The organism is Maritalea myrionectae, assembly GCF_003433515.1.
Taxonomy (GTDB): Bacteria; Pseudomonadota; Alphaproteobacteria; order Rhizobiales; family Devosiaceae; genus Maritalea; species Maritalea myrionectae.
In genome coordinates this window covers 1386444-1405647 of the sequence record NZ_CP021330.1, presented here as the reverse complement: position 1 = coordinate 1405647, position 19204 = coordinate 1386444, and the positions used below count along the sequence as shown (strand labels likewise).

The following is a 19204-nucleotide window of genomic DNA, read 5'->3' as shown; positions in this document are numbered from 1 at the left end:
ATCGTCCTCCTATTCCGCTGCACGGACAGCTTGGTCTGGCTCAAAATCGTCTGGAAAGTGCTTTTTCGCGCTCATCACGGGGATCGGGGTCATCCCGCCCATGGCGCACAAAGAGCCATCCACCATCAACTCGCAAAGGTCATCGAGCAGCACCATATTTTGCGCCCAATCCTCGCCTTTGGCAATGCGGTCCATCACCTCGGTGCCGCGCACCGCGCCGACACGGCACGGCGTACACTTGCCGCAGCTCTCTTCTGCGCAGAATTCAAAGGCATAATGCGCTTGCTCGCGCAGATTGACCTGATCATCAAAAACCACCAATCCGCCATGGCCAACGCCCGCGCCATGCTCGGCCAGCGTTTCATAATCCATCGGCAGGTCCAGCAAGTCTTCTGGCAAATAAGCGCCCAACGGCCCACCAATCTGCACCGCGCGAAACGGTCTACCGCTTCGCGTGCCGCCGCCAAAATCTTCAATCAAAGTGCGCAGCGAGAGACCGAAAGCTTTCTCCACCAAACCGCCCTGAGCAATATTACCCGCCAGTTGAAACGCCAAAGTGCCTTTGGATTTGCCCATGCCATAATCGGCGTAATATTCACCGCCCTTGGCCAGAATGATCGGCACGCTGCACAGGGAAATCACATTGTGCACAAGGGTCGGCTTGCCGAACAGGCCTTCCAGCGCTGGCAGTGGTGGCTTGGCCCGCACCTGTCCGCGCTTACCTTCCAAACTATCGAGCAACGAGGTCTCTTCACCGCAAATATAAGCGCCCGCACCGACAAACACTTCGAGATCAAATGCCTGATTCGATCCCAGAACATTGTCACCCAACAGATTGTTTTCTTGGGCAATTTTGATCGCTTGATTCAATACTTTAAGAGCCACCGGATATTCGGACCGCAGATAGATATAGCCCTTGGTGGCGCCCACGCCCAACCCGGCAATCGCCATGCCTTCAATCAGACAAAACGGGTCGCCCTCCATGATCATCCGGTCCGCAAAAGTGCCGCTATCGCCTTCATCCGCGTTGCAGACAATATATTTCTGGTCGCCCTCGGCTTCGCTCACGGTCTTCCATTTGATGCCCGCCGGAAAGCCAGCACCGCCGCGCCCGCGCAGTCCGGATAGCATCACATCGCCGACAATTTCCTCGCGGTTCAATTCAATAGCCCGCTTCAACCCGGCCAAGCCGCCATGTTCTTCATAAGCGTCTATATCCAGCGGATCGATAATGCCGCAGCGCGCAAAAGTCAGCCGTTCCTGCTTCGCCAAGAAAGGGTGCTCATCCACTTCGCCAATGCAACTTTGATGATCAGCTTTGGTCAAAAAGTCCGCCTCAAACAGAGAAGACACGTCGCCTTCATCCACATTGGCAAAGCCGATCCGCTTGCCTTCCTGTTCAACCTCAACCAGCGGCTCCAACCAGTGCATCCCGCGCGAACCATTGCGCACCAATTGCACAGAGGCATCGCGCTTTTGCGCTTCGCTCAAAATCGCTTCGGCCACCTCGTCGGCCCCAAGGGCAACGGCGGCGCTGTCTAAAGGCACGTAAATTTTGATCATGCTATGCCTCCACCCGCTTGGCGATTTTATCAGCATCGGCCTTAGCCACCAATTTGCCGTTCACTTCGGCGGCAGGCGACACCGAGCAAAGCCCGAGGCAATAAACCGGCTCAATCGTCAGCTCCCGCGCCAAATCCGTTTCGCCCAGCTTCAGGGCAAAGCGCTCCTCCAGCGCCGCCACCAGCTCACGTGACCCCACAGACTGGCAGCTCTCCGCCACGCAAACGCGCACATGATTTGCACCCGCCCGCTGGTCACGGAAATCAGCATAAAAGCTGATCACGCCTTTCACTTCGGCTTTGGTTTGGTTGAAAAGGTCTGCCGCCACGGGCAGCACATCCTCAGGCAAATAACCCAACTCTGCTTGCACCGCGTGCATCGCCGAAATCAGGCCGCCTGTTTCGCCCACATAGGGCGCAATAATGTTGTGCAACTTCTCTGTCATGGCGTTAGCTTCCCCCTCCCGCGTGCAACCGTCAAGCGGTTGATGCGTCATACCTTTGTTCAGGGCAGCCGAAATTCTAAGCCGCATGCGCCCTAAATCATTTTAACCTTAAAATAAATGTAGGCGCAAACCAATTCTACATCGAATTTGCCATGCAACCAAATGACAATTGGTTGAGCAACAACTTACCCATATCGCACCAAGCCCAGCCGATCGCGCTGCGCAAACCGAATGGTCAACAACACAGCCACCACCGCAAGGCCAAGCGCCATGCCTGCCCACACGCCAATGCCGCGCCATTCAAACACGAAGCCGAGCAAATAACCCACTGGAATGCCCACAACCCAATAGCCAAACAAAGCAATTGCCATCGGCACTTTGGTATCTGAAAGGCCACGCAAGGAGGCCGCTGCCATCACCTGCCCGCCATCCACCAATTGGAAAACGCCGGCAATCATGATGTAGGTCACCGCAAAGTTGAACGCCGCAACATTCTCCGGGTCGGCCGGATTGAGGAAGAACTGGACAAAAAAACCAGGGAACAGAATGTACAACATGCAGGTGAACACCATGAAGCCAACACCCATGGCGATATTGGTCCAGCCAGCAACCATCACCCCGATGGGCGACCGACGCCCATGGCAAATGCCAACACGCACCGTGGTGGCCTGGCTAATGCCCAGTGGCACCATAAATGAAATCGCAGTGATTTGTAGCGCGATCGCATGGGCGGCCAGCTCCGGCTTGCTCAGCCAGCCCATCATAAAGGCGGCCACAGAGAACATGCCGACCTCCGCCATCAACATAAAACCGATGGGGACGCCCACACGGATCACGTCGAAAAAGCGCTGCCAATCCGGTTTCCAAAAGCGCTGCAACAGATTGTAATCTTTGAACCGCTTGAGCGCGAGCGCATAAAACAGCGCAAACAGGAAGGTGGCGCTGTGCACAATCACAGTTGAGATACCAGCCCCCAACAGCTCCAGCCGCGGCAGGCCAAAATTGCCGAACATCAAGCCATAATTGCCAATTATGTTGAGCACGATCCCCACCAAGGTGGCGAACAGAACAACCATGGTAATATTATGCGCCGCCAAGAATGACCGCATCACCGCGAACAGAAGGAAGGGATAAAACTGAAAGGCCCCAACCCGGGCATAGGTCTCCGCCAGCACCGCAATATCTGGCTCCTGCCCCAGCAGCAAAAAGATATGATCAATTTGCAGCATAAAGGGAATGACGATTGTGCTGAACGCAATGCACACCCAAAAGCCCTGACGCACCGTGCGGCGCACCGAAACCTCATCTTCCTCACCAATGGCCTTCGCCATCATGGGCGCAACAGCTGTCACCAGCCCCATGCCAAAAATCAGGAAAAAAAACATAAAGGAGTGCGCCAGCGCCCCGGCGCCCAAAAATTCAGGCCCAAGCCAGCCCATCATAATCACATCTGATGTGCTCAACCCGATCTGCGCCAATTGCGCCAACACCAACGGCCACGCCAATTTAAACGTCGTCCGCGCCTCATCCGTCCACATATTGCCCGCGCCCTGGGCATTTTGCACTTGTGCCACAGCTAAATCCCTCGATCATATAGTTCTGGATCGCCTGAGAGGCGCAAATCGCGCGTGAGGCCAGAAATTAGTATGGCTGAAAATCTGTCAGCCGGATTTAGATTTGGCAAGATGTGATCGAAAAATTTTCATCAAAAATAAGCCAAAGGTGTTTGGAAAGAAAAAATGGTGGCCAAAAGGTCACCATTTGGGAACCTAAGGCGAAGCCCCACACGCGTGTTTCCCCTCACCCGTCACCACCGGGCTTGACCCGGTGGTCCATGCAGCATTTGTAGCCCGGTGAAAAATGGGTTGTGGTTTTGACCCATGTCAGAGCCAATTCGCGGACATATCGCCAACTGGCTAACCGCAAATGGATTACCGGATCAAGTCCGGTAATGACGTGGGTGTGTGATGACAGGCAGCGTCATTCAAGCCAATCGGCACCTCAAGTGCGCGTCTGGCCCAAATCGCAACCTACATATTCGGATAATTCGGCCCCTCACCGCCTTGCGGGGTGGTCCACACAATGTTGCGGGCCGGGTCTTTGATATCGCAGGTTTTGCAGTGCACGCAGTTTTGAGCGTTGATCACAAATTTCGGGCCATCATCGCCCTTCTGCTCCACCACTTCATAAACCCCGGCAGGGCAATAACGCTGCGCAGGCTCATCATACTCCGGCAATGTTTTTTCAATCGGCACAGACGGGTCTTTTAGCTTCAAATGGCAAGGCTGCTCTTCCGCGTGGTTGGTGAACGAAAAGCTCACATTCGTCAGCCGATCAAAGCTCAATTCCCCGTCCGGTTTTGGATAGGTCAGCTTTGGATAATCCGCCGCTTTGCCTGTGGCTGCCGCGTCAGAAACGCCATGGCTCTGTGTGCCCAAAAGCGGCTTGCCGAACAATGAAGCCCACCACATATCCATGCCGGAAAGCATAACGCCCAATGTGCCTTTTTTGCCCAAAGGCTTCACATTGCGCACCTTGTCGATATCTTTATAGATCGGGCCAGTCCGCACTTCGGTCTCGTAAGCGGTCAACTCATCGCCCGAGCGTCCGGCGCTCAATGCTTCAACCACTGCATCAGCCGCCGCAATGCCAGACAGCATCGCATTATGATTGCCTTTAAGCCGCGCAAAATTGAGCGTGCCTGCCGCACAACCCAAAAGCGCGCCGCCTGGGAACACCATTTTTGGCAGCGATTGAACACCGCCACCTGAAATCACCCGCGCACCATAGGCAGTGCGGCGACCGCCTTTCAGCAGCTCGGCCACATGTGGATGGTGCTTGAATTTTTGGAATTCGCCATAAGGGAACAGGTGCGGATTTTTGTAATCCAGATGCACCACAAACCCGACATAAACCTGATTATCTTCCAGATGATAGATAAAGGAGCCGCCGCCCGCATCCTTGTCCAGCGGCCAGCCCATGGAGTGTTCAACATGCCCCAACTTATGCTTGGACGGGTCGATCTCCCAAATCTCTTTCATGCCCAGACCATATTTCTGATGGTCAGCATCTTTCGCCAGATCAAACTTCTCAATCAATTGCTGCGACAGAGACCCGCGCGCACCTTCTGAGAAAAACACATATTTGCCGCGCAATTCCATGCCCGGCTCATAGTTTGGCCCCGGCGTGCCATCCGGATTCAGACCGAATTCGCCCGCCACAACGCCCGCCACTTCGCCGTTTTCGCCATAAACAAGTTCGGACGCCGCAAAGCCGGGAAACACCTCAACGCCAATCGCTTCAGCCTGCTCGGCCATCCACCGGCACACATTGCCCATGGACACGATATAGCAGCCCTTATTGCTCAAAAGCGGCGGCATAAACGCGTGCGGAATGGTCTTTTTGCCGGTTTCAGAAAAAACATGGAAATGGTCGGTGCCGACAGCGGTTTTGATCGGCGCATCTTTTTCCTGCCAATCAGGAATCAGCTCATTCAGGCCGGACACATCCAAAATCGCGCCGGACAGAATATGCGCGCCAACTTCGGAGCCTTTTTCCAGCACCACCACAGAAACATCATCGCCCGCTTTTTGCTTGATGCGTATCGCCGCCGAAAGCCCTGCAGGCCCCGCGCCAATAATCACCACATCATATTCCATTGCTTCGCGTTCGATTTCTGCCATGCTGTTCCCCTGAAACCTTATGCCTTTAGGTTGTGCGCAACGCGCATTATTTAAACCCTAAAGCAAGTCATACCGCAAACAAACCGGGCTGCCAATTGACCCTTTTGCATAAACAAATGCGCAATTGGCATCAGCAGCCCTATTTTTGCTAAACTTTAGCGGCGGTGATCATGATCTCTACATCAAAATCAGGCGTCGCCAACTTGCTTTCGCCACACGCGCGCGCAGGTGGGTTGGCTGGATCGATCCATGCATCCCAAACCGCATTCATTTCGTTGAAATGCTTCATGTCTGAAAGCCAGATTTCCGCCTTCAACACATTTGATTTTGACGTGCCAGATTCGGCCAACAAGCGATCAATCTTGTCCAAAATGCTTTTGGTCTGCTCTTCAATGCTGGCCGCAGGCGTGCCCACTTGGCCGGCCAAATAGACCATATTTTCAAAGATAACAGCTTGGCTCATGCGTGAACCGGGTTCAATGCGTTTAATGCTCATTTTTTCTTCCTCTTAGTGTTCAAATCGCGCAGGCGAAAGGCTGTCCACCAACCATTGCTCTGCAAATGTAGGTAATTCCACTTCCATCAATTGGCAGGCTGCCAATTCTGACAGGGCCGCGGAGGTCTGAATGCCATATCCACCTTGCCCTGCAAGCCAGAAAAAGCCTTTTTGGTCCGCTGAATAGCCAGAAATTGGGGTACCATCTGGCGGAAAAACCCGCAGCCCGGCCCAGCTATGCTCCAGCCGGGTCACTTCAAAATTCATCATTTCTTCAAAGCGGAAAAGCCCTTCGGCCAACACCATATCGTCAACAAAGGCATCATGCGGCTCGACCAGATCTTCGTCGGCGGGCGACACCAGAAACTGCCCCGCATCGGGCTTCATATACCAGGTCTCCCCGGCATCAACCAGCATTGGCCAATGCATGGATTGCTCTGGCTGTGGCGAGGGCAAAACACCAATCGACCGCCGTTTGGGCTGCAAACCAACCGGGCGCACACCACACCGTTCAGCCACCACATCGCCCCACGCACCAGCGGCATTGACGATTTTGTCCGCTTCGACTGGCCCGGACTTTGTCTCCAAAACCCAATGGCCCGATGCATTGCTGCCGGAAAGCACTTCGCTGTCCGTGCGCACTTCGCCACCATTTTGCTTGATCTGCTTTAGCCAGCCCTGATGCAGGCCCGCCACGTCCAAATCTTTCGCGTTGGGTTCGTGCGCTGCGGCCACTAGTTGCTCTTTGTTCAACAGCGGCATCATCTCAATCGCCTGCTCCACGCTGATAGGGATCAACCCCTCGCCTGCCGCCAGCAACTCGTCCAAATGCGGTTTGTGCGCTTCATTGGCCACAAACAAAATGCCCCGATCACCCAAAACGGAGTAATCGAAAATCTCTTTCGGCGGATTTTGGAAATATTGGAATGACGCGCGGCTGAGTGCCCGAATGGTGTCATTGCCATAATTTTGCACGAAAATCGCAGCGGATCGGCCTGTGCTGTGCACGCCGGGTCGGTCCTCTGATTCGAGCAGAACAATTTTCAGCCCACGCTGCGCCAGTTGCGCACCTATGCCTGCCGCCGCAATCCCTGCGCCGACAATGGCCACATCATACTTCTCTGCCAATTTTAAAACTGTCCCTTGATTGGAAGTGTCATCCCACCGACGCGCAAAGCATGGCATTTCTCACGGCATATTTCCACCATGAATTCCGCCCTAATCGGCGCCAATTAGCGCCCCACCGCATAGCCTTGCATTTGCCGCGGATTGGCCGCCGCCCGCAAAAAGCCGCCGCTGGTCTGCGCTGCGGTCATCCGGCCAATGGCCCAGTCGCTATCGGCCACCACATTGTGGCCCTTCGCCCGCAGGGCCTCAATAGTTTGCTGGCCAAAACGGGTTTCCACCTCCAAATGCCCGGCATCGATCTCACGCGGATAGAAGCTGGAGGTAATATGATTGGTGAAAAAGCCCGGTGAATCGATGTTTTCCTGCAAATTCAGGCCGAAATGCACATGGCGCAAGAAGAAATGCAGCGACCATTGGTCCTGCTGGTCCCCGCCCGGGGTGCCGAAGATCAGCTCTGGCTGACCATCCTTCAGCGCCATATTGACCGAAAGCGTTGTCCGCGGCCGCCGCTTCGGCGCCAAGGCACTCGGCGCCTTTTCATCCAACCAATACATTTGCGCCCGGTTGGTCAGGCAAAAGCCCAAGCCCTCCACGACAGGCGAACTTTGCAACCAGCCCCCGCTTGGCGTGGCGGTCACCATATTGCCCCAGCGGTCGATAATATCTAAGTGGCAAGTGTCACCCTTCACATTGCCATTTTCGCCCAATTCCTGATGGTCAAATTTGGCCACTGTCGGCTCACCCATGCTGGTATTGTTGCGGCCCTCTTCGGTCTGGCCCTTGGGGCGATCAATGGCGAACGGCGCTGCGTCGCCAATGTGCCCCGCCATCAATTGCAGGGAGGCCATATCGCCAATCAATTGCCGCCGCGCATCATTATAGTCCTCGCTCAGCAACACATCCATCGGCACATCCACAAAGTCCGGATCGCCATAATAGGCTTCGCGGTCGGCAAAGGCCAATTTGCCGGCTTCGGTCACCAGATGCACAAATTGCGGGTCGCGTTCATCCAGCGAATCCAGATCAAAGCCCCTGAGCAGCGCCAATTGCTGCAACAAGGTGGGCCCCTGCGTCCACGGCCCGGCTTTCAACACTTCATATCCGCCATATTCATAGCTGAGCGGCGCTTCATAACTGGCCTGCCAGTTGGCCATATCATCCGCTGTCAACACGCCCTTGTGTACACGGCCAGATGTGTCCATCAACTCATTATTGGCAAAGAAATCGCCAATGGCCTCGGCCACAAAACCGCGATACCACGCGTCCCGCGCCTTATCCACTTGCGCCTCACGGCCGCTCACCACTTTCGATTCCTCAATAATCCGCCGATAAGTCGCCGCCAATTGCGGGTTGGCAAACTTGCCGTTCAAGCTGGGCACGTTGCCGTCTGGCAAATAGATCGCGGCGGAGCCTTGCCAATGGTCGGTGAACAGATCTTTCACTTTGCCAATCGTGCCCACAATATTGGGCACCAGCGGAATGCCCGCCTCTGCATAATGAATGGCATAGCTCAAAACATCCTCGACACTCATCGTGCCATAATCGCGCAGCACCATCATCCAGGCGTCAAACGCCCCAGGCACCACCGCGGACAGCAGCCCAGAGCCTGGCATAATATCAAAGCCTTCATTGCGGTAATGGGCGATGGTCGCCCCTTCCGGCGCGACACCCTGCCCACACACAACTTGTGGTGCTTCGCCAGACTTGGCGATAATCATCGGCACCTCGCCGCCCGGCCCGTTCAAATGTGGCTCCACAACCTGCAGCACAAACCCAGTAGCCACCGCCGCATCAAACGCGTTGCCGCCGCGTTCCAGCACCGCCATGCCAACAGCACTGGCAATCCAGTGCGTGCTGGCCACAACGCCAAAATCACCACGAATTTCTGGTCGGGTTGTAAATGCTTGCATGGCTTGGCCTCCCTATCGCCCTTTCGAGCAGGTATCTTATTGAATTGGTTGCACCAATATTGACTGCAAAGCCCGTCGCGTCAACACGCCACAAGCTCGTTTTTGAGCCACTGGGGAACTCGGATTGTGAATTAAGCTCATGCAAACATTGCATTTCATTGGATTTACGCTAAAAATCATAAAAACCAATTGAAAGCGGGGAACAATTTGGCACCTTCACCAAAGCCCGACATGCAAGATACCGCCCAAAAGCCAGCGCCCGAGCGCGCTTATGAGGCAGTGATCGCAAAAATTCGCGTCATGATCGAAGAGAAAAATCTCGGCCCGGGAGACACCTTGCCCCCTGAGCGGCAATTGGCTGAAATCTTCAATGTGTCCCGCCATTCATTGCGCGAAGCCATCCGCGTACTGCAGGAAAAAGGTGTGCTCTCTGCTCGTCAAGGCAGCGGCAACTACATCCAGTCCGCCACCCGCGGCGATCTGATGCGCACCTTGGCCGTCACCACCAATACCGGCTCCCGCCGCGCCCTTGAAATTTTCCAACTGCGCGAAATCATGGAGCCACAATTGGCCGCCCTCGCCGCAGAAATGGGCGAACCCCGACATATCGAAATGCTGGAAGCGATTCTCGATAAACAGGGCCAGACAAGTGATGGGATTGAGCTACGAAAACTCGATCATGAGTTTCACGAAACCCTCGCCGCCGCCACAGGCAATGCCACCCTTTATGAGCTAGCGCAAAACATCAACCGCTCGCTTCTGCCCCCCAAAACCAAAATCTACGACAACCGCGAACGCCAAGTGATTTCACTGGAAGGCCACAAACGCATCGTCGACGCCATCAAAAACAAAGATGTCGAAGGCGCCAAAGCCGAAATGCGCGCCCATATCGCACGGGTAAAATCGACGGTATTTTAATCAGGAACTCGCAGGCGACAGCACTTCTCTTGCCAATCGCACCCACGTCATTGCAAGACTTGATCTTGCAATCCATTTGCGGACAACAGCTCGGCACCTAATGCCTTTATGTAGGAAACTATTCGTCCGATAACTTCTACCCTGCACCCCGGCCAGCGTGAAATGGACCCCAAGATCAAGTCTTGGGGTGACGCCGGGGGTGTAATGGGCCGCAACAAGCCACGACGCCGTCATTCCCGCGAAGGCGGGAATCCAGGCCAGATTGTTCACTGGCAATTCATCAGATTTGTGCGTCTTGAGTAGCCCCTGCCTAGATCCCCGGGTCAAGCCCGAGGATGACGCCGGGTGTGGCGTAAATTACCCCAAATAACCCTTATAATCACTCACCAGCAAATGCATCGGTGCTTCATCTTCCTCAATCTCGGCAAACCGCCCAATCGGCTCGCGGAAAATATTGTCGGTTTCATCGTCATTGACGGTGGAGACTTCACCAATCAGCACATCGCCGCCCTCGCCCCAAAAGGCATGCCAGTCGCCCGGCATCAGGGTGACGCTTTCACCCGGCGCAAACTTCAGCTTCTCGCCCGGCTCAAAAGGCCGTTCAATGCCGTCACACAGCACCACGCCACCGCGATCTTCGGCAAAATTGCCCTCATCGTCGGAGCCGAACAGTTCGATCACCATGGTCGCGCCGCCGCGATTGATGATGTCTTCGGCTTTGATCACATGGGTATGCATGGGCGAAAGCTGGTCCTGCCGCGAGATCAATAGCTTTTCCGCATAACACATGCCGCCACCGCGCTGCAGGTCCGCCAAACGGCCATTACGCAGGGTAAAGAGAAACAGGCCCATTTCATCAAACCGGCCCGCGCCATAATCAGTAATATCCCAACCACACCGCGCATCAATCAAGGCCCGCGCCTTTTCGACATTGGCCTTAAATTCTTCCGGCGTCCAATAAGCAAAGGGCGGCAGCACAAAGCCAAAAGACCGGATCATCTCATCGGCTTCAGCCATAATTTCATTAATGCGGGAACGTTTCATTTTAAACTCTTTGGGACAGACAGGGACAATCGTGAGGCTCTAGTGTTAAAGCCTCACCTTTATTTATCAAGCCCCGATAGCGCCTAAATGACTTCTCGCAAATGCCGCATGGGCCGTCCCGCAACGATATTTTGCGCCACACTCACAATCGCATCGGCATTGATGCCATAATGAGCATAAAGGTCAGCGATGGTCCCCGTTTGCCCAAAATGCTCCACGCCAAGCGGCACCGTGCGATGGCCAGCGACAGCGCCCAGCCAGCCCAGAGTTGCCGGGTGCCCATCGGTCACCGTGATGATCGTGCAATGGGGCGGCAGTTGCGCCAACAGCCGGTCAATGTGGGATTGGGCATCAGCCTGTCCCCGCCGCCGCGCCCGCTGCGCTGCGGTCCATCCTGCATTCAGACGGTCTGCTGAGGTACAGGCCAAAACCCCAATGTCGCGACGATCTTCGCCAATGCGCCCCGCCGCTTCAATCACTTCCGGGGCCACCACGCCTTGATAGGCAATCACAATCTCTGCATTCGGCCCCGGCTCACGCATCCAATAAGCCCCGTCAATCACGCCCTGCTTGAACGCGTCATCCTTGCGCCATTGTGGCTGCTCAATCGGGTTGGTGGACAAGCGCAGATAAACAGAGCCGCCCGTTTCATCGCGCAGCCATGTCCGCTCGTCCGGGTCGCCTTCGCCATCGCGCTGCATATAGTCAAAGGCCCAATGCATGATGGCCGACAATTCATCCACATAGGCAGGTTCAAACGCCGCCAGCCCATCTTGGCTCATGCCGATCAATTGCGTGCCGATGGATTGGTGCGCGCCACCTTCCGGCGCCAGCGTTACGCCCGATGGCGTGCCCACAATCATAAAGCGACTATCCTGATAACAGGCATAATTGAGCGCATCCAGGCCCCGCGCCACAAATGGATCATAAACCGCGCCAATGGGCAGCAAGCGCTCGCCAAACACCGAGTGAGACAGTCCCGCTGCGCCCAGCAGCAAGAACAAATTCATCTCGGCAATGCCCAACTCAATATGCTGACCATCGGGCGAAAACGCCCATTTCTGCGCTGACGGAATTCGTTGGTCCTTAAACTCATCATTGAGCTCGTTGCGGGCAAACAGACCCTTACGGTTCACCCAACCGGTCAAATTGGTCGTCACCGTCACATCGGGCGATGTGGTCACAATCCGCTCCGACAAAGTCGGGTTATTCTTGGCAATCTCATCTAAAATCTTGCCAAACCCCGCTTGGCTAGCAATCTCCCGATCGGCCAATTCAACGGGTGCGCCCACCTCAACCGATGGTGCGGAGAAGCGGCGCGTGCCTTGGGCGAAAAACGGCACCTGATCCAAAAACTTCTGGATCGCCGCCGCGTCTTTCACAAGTGAGAATTTTTCCCACTCTTCACCGTCAGCCACACCCATCTGGCGCTTAAATTCATCCATTTGAGTTGTGGTCATCAACCCACCATGATTGTCCTTATGCCCCGCCAACGGCGTGCTCCAGCCCTTAATGGTGTAGGAAATAAATACCGTCGGGCGATCATGATCGATGCTTTCAAAAGCTTCGACCAAACTCTCCACGCACTGGCCGCCCAGATTGTTCATCAGCTCGCCCAATTCTTCGTCGGAATAGCTCTCGATCAGCTTGGTCACATCGCCTTGATCGCCAATCTCATCCAGCAAACGGGCGCGCCAAGCCTTGCCGCCCTGATAGGTCAGCGCCGAATAAAGCTGGTTCGGACAATTATCGATCCATTCTTTCAGCTTGTCGCCGCCGGGCTGTTCAAACGCCGCGCGTTGCTTCACCCCATATTTCAGTCGCACAACCTCCCAGCCGAACGCTTCAAAAATTGGCTCCAGCCGTTTCCACAAACCTTCGCGGATCACCCCGTCCAGGCTCTGGCGGTTATAGTCGATAATCCACCACACATTTCGCAGATCATGCTTCCAGCCTTCTTGAAGACATTCAAAAATATTGCCTTCATCCATTTCCGCATCGCCCACCAGCGCCACCATTTTGCCCATTGGCTTTTCGGCGGCCCAGCTTTTGTGCTGGATATAATCCTGGATCATCGAGGCGAAAGCTGTGATGCCGACCCCCAACCCAACAGAGCCTGTGGAGAAATCCACATCATCAATATCCTTGGTGCGGCTGGGGTAGGATTGCACCCCGCCAAAGCCGCGGAAATTCTTCATCCGGTCCAGCTCTTGATTGCCCATCAAATATTGGATCGCATGGAAAATGGGCGAGGCGTGCGGCTTCACCGCCACCCGATCTTCGGGCTTGAGCACACTAAAATAGAGCGCGGTCATGATCGACACGATCGAGGCAGAAGACGCCTGATGTCCACCAATCTTGATCTGCTGGTCACCCTTTGGGCGGATATGGTTGGCATGATGCACCATCCAGCACGCCAGCCACAAAATCTGCCCTTCCAGCTCTTTGAGCTGCTCTATTTTCTTGCTCATCGCCCCACTCCCTTTGATCTAGCCTACGCAACCTGCGCTCTTGCTGCCGGCAATGCCTGCTCCAAATCGGCCCAAATGTCCTCAACCTCTTCGAGCCCAACGGACAACCGCACCAAGCCCTCGGAAATGCCATGTTCGGCACGCTCTTCCGGCGTGTAGGTCGAATGGGTCATGGAGGCGGGGTGCTGGATCAAGGTTTCCGCATCCCCAAGGCTCACCGCCCGCTGGATCATGTCCAAACGGTTCATGGTGGAAATGCCCGCCTGCATGCCGCCAATCAGTTCAAACGCAATCATACCACCAAAATCAGCCATTTGCTTTTTCGCCAGCTCATGCTGCTCAAAGCTTGGCAGGCCGGGGAAATAGACTTTGGAAATCATCGGGTGCTGTTCCAAACGCTTGGCGATTTCCATCGCGCTTGCACAATGGCGGTCCATGCGCAATTGCAAGGTTTTCAAGCCGCGCATAATCAACATGGCATTGAACGGCGCCATCACCGCGCCCGTCATATCCTTCATGCCCACCAAGCGGACCTGATCGATATCTTCCTTGCGGCCCGCAATCAGCCCGGCGATCACATCGCCATGGCCACCCAAATATTTGGTGGCCGAGTGCAGCACCAAATCCGCACCATGCTCAATCGGGCGGGTCAAATATGGCGTTGAATAAGTGTTGTCGACAATCACCTTGGCATCAAATTCATGCGCAATGGCGCTCACCGCTTCAATATCCACCAGGCGCATATTTGGGTTGGCCGGGGTTTCAAAATAAACCACCTTGGTTTTGCCGCTGATAGCTTTGGCCACATTTTGCGGGTCGGTCATATCCACATGGGTGATGTCCACACCAAACTTTTGCAGCCCGTGGCGCATGTAAGCAAAGGTGCAGCCATAAAGCGTTGTGTCGACAATAATCTCATCGCCCGGCGCCACAAAGGTCCACAAGGCAGACGTCACAGAACCCATGCCAGATGCATTGGCCAGTGCCGCTTCCGCGCCTTCCAGCACCGCCATGCGCTTTTCCAGCAAATCATTGGTGGGGTTGGAGATGCGCGAATAAACATGCCCCTCGCGGTCACCAGCAAAGATTTCCCCGCCATGCTCCGCTGTTGGAAAAGCGAAGGTCGAGGTCAAGTGCAGAGGAGGTGTCAGCGCACCGCCCTCATCTTGCGGGTCATAGGCATGGTGAATGGCTTTAGTTGCAAAACCTTGGTTTTTATTATTGTGGGTCATGTCGCGCACCTCCAATTGCTGTGGCGGACCGAACGGTCCTCTCTTACCCAAAAGAATAAAAGAAATGGCACGCAATGTTCTGGCGAAATTGACCCCAAAGTGGTACATTTCAGCAATATTCTGCCAAGGAGTAGCGACAGAATGGATAAAACTGATCAAAAAATCATCCGAGAGCTGCAACGCGACGGCCGCCTGACCAATCAGGAATTGGCTGAACGGGTTAACCTCTCCCCCTCACCTTGCCTGCGTCGCCTGCGCAATCTAGAGCAACAAGGCATCATTCGCGGCTATAGCGCCATTGTTGATCAAAAACGCTATGGCCTGCCCGTCACCGTGTTCGTCCGCATCAAACTGCAGCACCACACAGAACAAGCCGTTGGCGAATTTGAAACCGCCATCAAATATATCGATGAAATTCTAGAAGCACATCTGATGACCGGCGATTGGGATTATCTTTTGCGCGTGATCGTCGCCAGCCTCGAAGACTATGAACGCTTCACCCGCCAATCCATTCACCGGATTCCCGGCGTCGCTGGCATTGAAACCAGCTTTGCCTATGGCGAAGTAAAACGTACCAATCTGTTTCCGGCGATCTAGACCAGGCCTAAACACTTTCTCCGCCACCCAACAATACCCATTGCCGACCCAAAACAGTCTTGCTACCCTCACAAAATCTTTTACTGCTTCCGAATTTCGGCTTTACTATTATGAGTTTCCTATCGCTTTCCCCGGCGCGAAAATCCGCTGCGCCGCTGTTCATTTATCTGTTTCTTCTTGCGTCAATCGGAACAATTTCAATTCCAACTCGCGCTTTGTTTCTCACTGAAGAGTTGGGCGGCAGCAAATTTGAAAATGGTCTTTCATTCGCTTTACCCGCTCTAGCCTCCATATTTATTTTACCGTGGATGGGTGACCGATCTGACAGCTTACGCGACCGTCGTATAATTATCAGCATCAACCTTCTGATAATTGCCGCTAGCTTTATGGTTATTTCCATGGCGCATACCGCCTGGTTTTTCATCATGCTCACCCTTATTTTCACCCCAGCCTTCGCCACTGCAAACAGCCAGTTTTTCGCCTGGGCGCAAGAGCGCGAAAAAGAGCGATTTGGTGACCAAGCCACAGAGAGCGGTGAATTGCGTATGGGCTATATCGCGGGCTGGGTGGTTGCCCCTGTGGTGGGCGGGCTGCTTCTTACATGGGGCCTGACCTATCGCAATCTCTTTCAACTACAAACATTTGCCTATATCGCGCTCGCCGCCCTGATTTGGGCCTTTGCCCGCGCCAAGACCATCCAACCCAAACAAACGGGCGAGCGTTTCAGCTGGCTGCGCTGGCGCTCCATGCCGCAAAATCTGCTTTATGTCGCACTGTTTGTTGGCCTGGTTCTGTCGGGCGATATTGTGCGGCTGGCCAATCTGGCTCTGTTTATCCATAAAAACATTTCAACCGCCGCCATTGATGTCACCATCGCCTTCTCCGCAACGCCGCTTATGGAGGTTCCCGCCACTGCGCTCTGCATCTATTTGGCCAGACGCATATCCAAAAAACACGTGCTGGCCATAGGTGTCGTGGCAGGACTTATCCACTTTGGGTTGTCCCCTTTCGCCACCTCTTTGGGGCAAGTGGTTATTTTGCAGGCCCTATATGCGTTTGTGCCAGCCTCTGCGCTTGGGGTCGGCATTGCCTATGCGCAGGCCTGCGCACCGGACCGGATGGGCTTTGCCACCTCATTTGTATTTGCAGGGCAATCCCTTGCCATCCTGCTGGGTGGCGCCATCGCCGCTTTCGGGGGATTATGGCTCAGCATTGAAATGACCTATCTGGTGCCCATTTTCACCATTCTACTTGGCGGGTATTTCTGGTCAAAGTTAGAGAAATTCTGACAAACCGGAAAACCAAACAACAACGGCGTAGAAAGTCAGTCGCCTTCCTTATCTCCCATGCTGCAATCGCAGCAACCGGAGATGGATTTTGGACAGAGATTTAAACATCGCCCCATATATGGGTTCACGGGTTGGCGTGCAGCAGGTGGCATAAAGCACGCCTAGTTTCGCCCCAACCGCTTCAAGCTGAACAGTAAATGCCGCGGCATCGTCCGGCGTCATGGTTTCCAGCGCCAATTGCCCCTCGCCAAGGCGCTCAACTTCCTCGATCAAGCCTGTCATCTTTTCACTGCGCTTGTGCAAGCAACACGTCTTTTGCAGCTCCACCAATTCAGCTTTGCAAACTTGAATTTGCGCCTCAATCAATTGTTTTTGTTTGCTCGTATCACCCATAAATGCCCCTCGCCATTCCGCACAAAACCAAACCGATGCGGCTTCCAGCAGCTGTAAGGTTAACACGAAAGATGAAAAAACTAACGCTTGACCTTCCAGTAAATGGAAGGATTATTGAGCAAGAATAAACTCGAAAGGACAATCCTCAATGACAAAGTTCAACGTACCTGACATGACTTGCGGACATTGCGAAGCCACTGTGCGGAAAGCAATTGGAGAAATTGACGGCACCGCAGACGTGAAAGTTGATTTGAGCGCCAACAAAATTGACGTGACATCAACGGCGAACAATGATGACATTCTGGCGGCCTTGGACGAAGCAGGCTATCCTTCAAGCATCGCGTCTTAAGTCCATATCCGGCGATTAAGCCCGCTTATGCATCTGCCCATCGGCTACAATGAACAATTGTTCACGCCCAAATCGCGACGACACACCGCAGCCCATTGGTCGTTCATTGCTGATCATGTGGGCACGTCCATTGTTCTGCCCGACGGGTGTTGCGACGTTATTTTGCGCTTCACGGTGGATGAACATCACGCCCCCGCCAGCATCTCCCCCATTATCACCGGGCCCGCCACATCGCCCTTTAGCATTGACTATGCGCCGGGGGATGGGTGGGCAGGCTTGCGGATCTATCCGGCAAATGCGCGCACCTTATGGGGCGATCAATTGCCCAACGCGCAAGATCAGATTTTGACCGGCGATGACGCCATCACACAGTTGCCTAACCTTGCCGCGTTGATCAACACAATCACGCCGCAAACCAACATTCATGATGCGCTATTGGCGCTGCCGCCGCTGCAAAATTTCGACAATGATCGGCATTTGGTGCACCAGCTCATTGACCTCATTCATATAAGTGGCGGCCAGATCAGCATCAATCAGCTGGCAACAAGCACCAGCCACTCCACCCGACATATCCTGCGCACCTTTCGCAACATGGTTGGCCTTTCCGTCAAGCTATATGCCCGGATCATTCAATTTCACCGGGCCCTTAACCTGTTGCAAAACGCTAGCCTGCCAAACGCGGATGTGGCATTTGAATGCGGCTATGCCGACCAAGCCCACATGATCCGCGCCTTCCAAAAATTCGGCGGGTTTTCGCCCAGCCGCATCCCGTCAAATCTATCCTTGCCCGGCTTGCCCGTCATTTAATGGCATAAGCCAATCCATGTCCGATTTGTTCAATCCGAACGAGGCGCTGTGCGCTAGTTTCAGCCTATCGAACAAGGACGAAATCATGAAGTTTGGCTATACCATCATCTATGTCGAAAATGTGCTCGAAACCGTCGCTTTCTATGAAAAAGCCTTTGGCCTGCCGCGTCGTTTCATTCACGAAAGCAATCTTTACGCGGAAATGGAAACCGGCGACACAGCCCTCACCTTTGCAGGCGAGGAAGCAGCGGAATTGTCGAACCTCGCCATCACGCCAAACCGGAAAGACAAACTAAGCGCCGGTTGGGAAATCTGCCTGGTTTGCGAAGATGTGCACAAAGCCTATGCCCACGCGGTTGAAAATGGCGCTTTGCCGCTCTCCCCGCCGGAGGAAAAGCCTTGGAACCAGACTGTATCCTACGTGAAGGATTTGAATGGCTGCCTAGTCGAAATCGCATCACCTGTCAGAAAGTAAGATCATGACCCCAGAAATCGGAAATGAAATCACCAACAAGGTGAACGAGTTGATTTTGGCGCTTTGTCCCGATGCGGGCTTCACCAGCAAATATGGCGGCACACTTATCGAAACGGTGGCGGGCGATCCCAAAAGCGCGATAGGCGGCCTCTTTTGTTATGAAAACCATGCCTCTTTTGAGTTCTCCAACGGCGCGACGTTTGACGATCCCAACCATCACCTGGAAGGAAAAGGTAAATATCGCCGTCACCTCAAATTAGTCACGGCAAAAGACATCGACGAAAAACAGCTTGAGTTCTATTTGCGGCAAGCGCTCTGCTGAAACAAACATCTGGACCATAGGCGCCCGGCAAGCTATGTTTTGGCCTCAATATGTCACGGCTTTTTTCCACGATGCCCCCAAA

The 19204-nt window shown here is 54.2% G+C and carries 18 protein-coding genes; 7 read left to right on the top strand and 11 right to left on the bottom strand.

Features of this window, described 5'->3' with window-relative positions:
- Window positions 1-9: 9 nt before the first annotated feature.
- The 7 genes from MXMO3_RS06915 to MXMO3_RS06885 all read right to left on the bottom strand — a co-directional run bounded on the left by MXMO3_RS06915 (window position 10) and on the right by MXMO3_RS06885 (window position 9225).
- Entirely contained in the window at window positions 10-1563 is a 1554-nt protein-coding gene (locus MXMO3_RS06915) for a formate dehydrogenase beta subunit (protein WP_117395392.1), read from the bottom strand.
- Between the two features lies 1 nt (window position 1564).
- Entirely contained in the window at window positions 1565-2008 is a 444-nt protein-coding gene (locus MXMO3_RS06910) for an NADH-quinone oxidoreductase subunit NuoE family protein (RefSeq protein WP_162889164.1), read from the bottom strand.
- Window positions 2009-2193: 185 nt separating this feature from the next.
- A complete protein-coding gene (locus MXMO3_RS06905; RefSeq protein ID WP_245985815.1) occupies window positions 2194-3582 on the bottom strand; it encodes an MATE family efflux transporter in 1389 nt (462 codons plus the stop codon).
- Window positions 3583-4038: 456 nt separating this feature from the next.
- Window positions 4039-5691 (bottom strand): electron transfer flavoprotein-ubiquinone oxidoreductase, encoded by a 1653-nt coding sequence (locus MXMO3_RS06900; protein WP_117395390.1) that lies wholly within the window; start codon window positions 5689-5691, stop codon window positions 4039-4041.
- A gap of 148 nt (window positions 5692-5839) precedes the next feature.
- Window positions 5840-6187: a RidA family protein gene (locus MXMO3_RS06895; RefSeq protein ID WP_027834478.1), complete on the bottom strand. Its 348-nt coding sequence runs from the start codon at window positions 6185-6187 to the stop codon at window positions 5840-5842.
- A 12-nt stretch (window positions 6188-6199) separates the two neighbouring features.
- Window positions 6200-7315 carry an NAD(P)/FAD-dependent oxidoreductase gene (locus MXMO3_RS06890; protein ID WP_162889163.1) on the bottom strand — a complete coding sequence of 372 codons (1116 nt, stop codon included), beginning with the start codon at window positions 7313-7315 and terminating at the stop codon, window positions 6200-6202.
- 104 nt (window positions 7316-7419) lie between these two features.
- Complete coding sequence (locus MXMO3_RS06885; RefSeq protein WP_117395388.1) at window positions 7420-9225, bottom strand: gamma-glutamyltransferase family protein; 1806 nt, start codon at window positions 9223-9225, stop codon at window positions 7420-7422.
- A 207-nt stretch (window positions 9226-9432) separates the two neighbouring features.
- Here MXMO3_RS06885 and MXMO3_RS06880 point away from each other — a divergent pair, with 207 nt between their 5' ends.
- Window positions 9433-10143, top strand: coding sequence for a FadR/GntR family transcriptional regulator (locus MXMO3_RS06880; protein ID WP_162889162.1), 711 nt, complete (start codon window positions 9433-9435; stop codon window positions 10141-10143).
- Between the two features lie 357 nt (window positions 10144-10500).
- Here the strand turns inward: MXMO3_RS06880 and MXMO3_RS06875 are convergent, their stop codons facing one another.
- From MXMO3_RS06875 to MXMO3_RS06865, 3 genes are all read right to left on the bottom strand, one after another.
- Entirely contained in the window at window positions 10501-11187 is a 687-nt protein-coding gene (locus MXMO3_RS06875; protein ID WP_117395386.1) for a D-lyxose/D-mannose family sugar isomerase, read from the bottom strand.
- An 83-nt stretch (window positions 11188-11270) separates the two neighbouring features.
- A complete protein-coding gene (locus MXMO3_RS06870) occupies window positions 11271-13658 on the bottom strand; it encodes a 1-deoxy-D-xylulose-5-phosphate synthase N-terminal domain-containing protein (protein WP_117395385.1) in 2388 nt (795 codons plus the stop codon).
- Window positions 13659-13681: 23 nt separating this feature from the next.
- The gene (locus tag MXMO3_RS06865; RefSeq protein WP_117396741.1) at window positions 13682-14890 is read right to left on the bottom strand and encodes a methionine gamma-lyase; all 1209 of its coding nucleotides are present in this window, start codon (window positions 14888-14890) and stop codon (window positions 13682-13684) included.
- A gap of 141 nt (window positions 14891-15031) precedes the next feature.
- On the opposite strand from MXMO3_RS06865, the gene MXMO3_RS06860 reads away from it, so the two are divergent.
- A complete protein-coding gene (locus tag MXMO3_RS06860; protein ID WP_117395384.1) occupies window positions 15032-15487 on the top strand; it encodes an Lrp/AsnC family transcriptional regulator in 456 nt (151 codons plus the stop codon).
- A 110-nt stretch (window positions 15488-15597) separates the two neighbouring features.
- On the top strand, window positions 15598-16776 hold the full coding sequence (locus MXMO3_RS06855; protein ID WP_117395383.1) for an MFS transporter: 1179 nt from the start codon (window positions 15598-15600) through the stop codon (window positions 16774-16776).
- A gap of 48 nt (window positions 16777-16824) precedes the next feature.
- Here the strand turns inward: MXMO3_RS06855 and MXMO3_RS06850 are convergent, their stop codons facing one another.
- A complete protein-coding gene (locus MXMO3_RS06850) occupies window positions 16825-17169 on the bottom strand; it encodes a hypothetical protein (protein WP_117395382.1) in 345 nt (114 codons plus the stop codon).
- A gap of 148 nt (window positions 17170-17317) precedes the next feature.
- Between MXMO3_RS06850 and MXMO3_RS06845 the strand changes: the two genes are divergently transcribed.
- The 4 genes from MXMO3_RS06845 to MXMO3_RS06830 all read left to right on the top strand — a co-directional run bounded on the left by MXMO3_RS06845 (window position 17318) and on the right by MXMO3_RS06830 (window position 19122).
- Window positions 17318-17518 (top strand): heavy-metal-associated domain-containing protein, encoded by a 201-nt coding sequence (locus tag MXMO3_RS06845; RefSeq protein WP_117395381.1) that lies wholly within the window; start codon window positions 17318-17320, stop codon window positions 17516-17518.
- A gap of 27 nt (window positions 17519-17545) precedes the next feature.
- The gene (locus MXMO3_RS06840; RefSeq protein ID WP_117395380.1) at window positions 17546-18325 is read left to right on the top strand and encodes a helix-turn-helix transcriptional regulator; all 780 of its coding nucleotides are present in this window, start codon (window positions 17546-17548) and stop codon (window positions 18323-18325) included.
- 85 nt (window positions 18326-18410) lie between these two features.
- Complete coding sequence (locus MXMO3_RS06835) at window positions 18411-18800, top strand: VOC family protein (protein WP_117396740.1); 390 nt, start codon at window positions 18411-18413, stop codon at window positions 18798-18800.
- A gap of 4 nt (window positions 18801-18804) precedes the next feature.
- Entirely contained in the window at window positions 18805-19122 is a 318-nt protein-coding gene (locus MXMO3_RS06830; RefSeq protein ID WP_117395379.1) for a DUF1801 domain-containing protein, read from the top strand.
- Window positions 19123-19204: the final 82 nt, after the last annotated feature.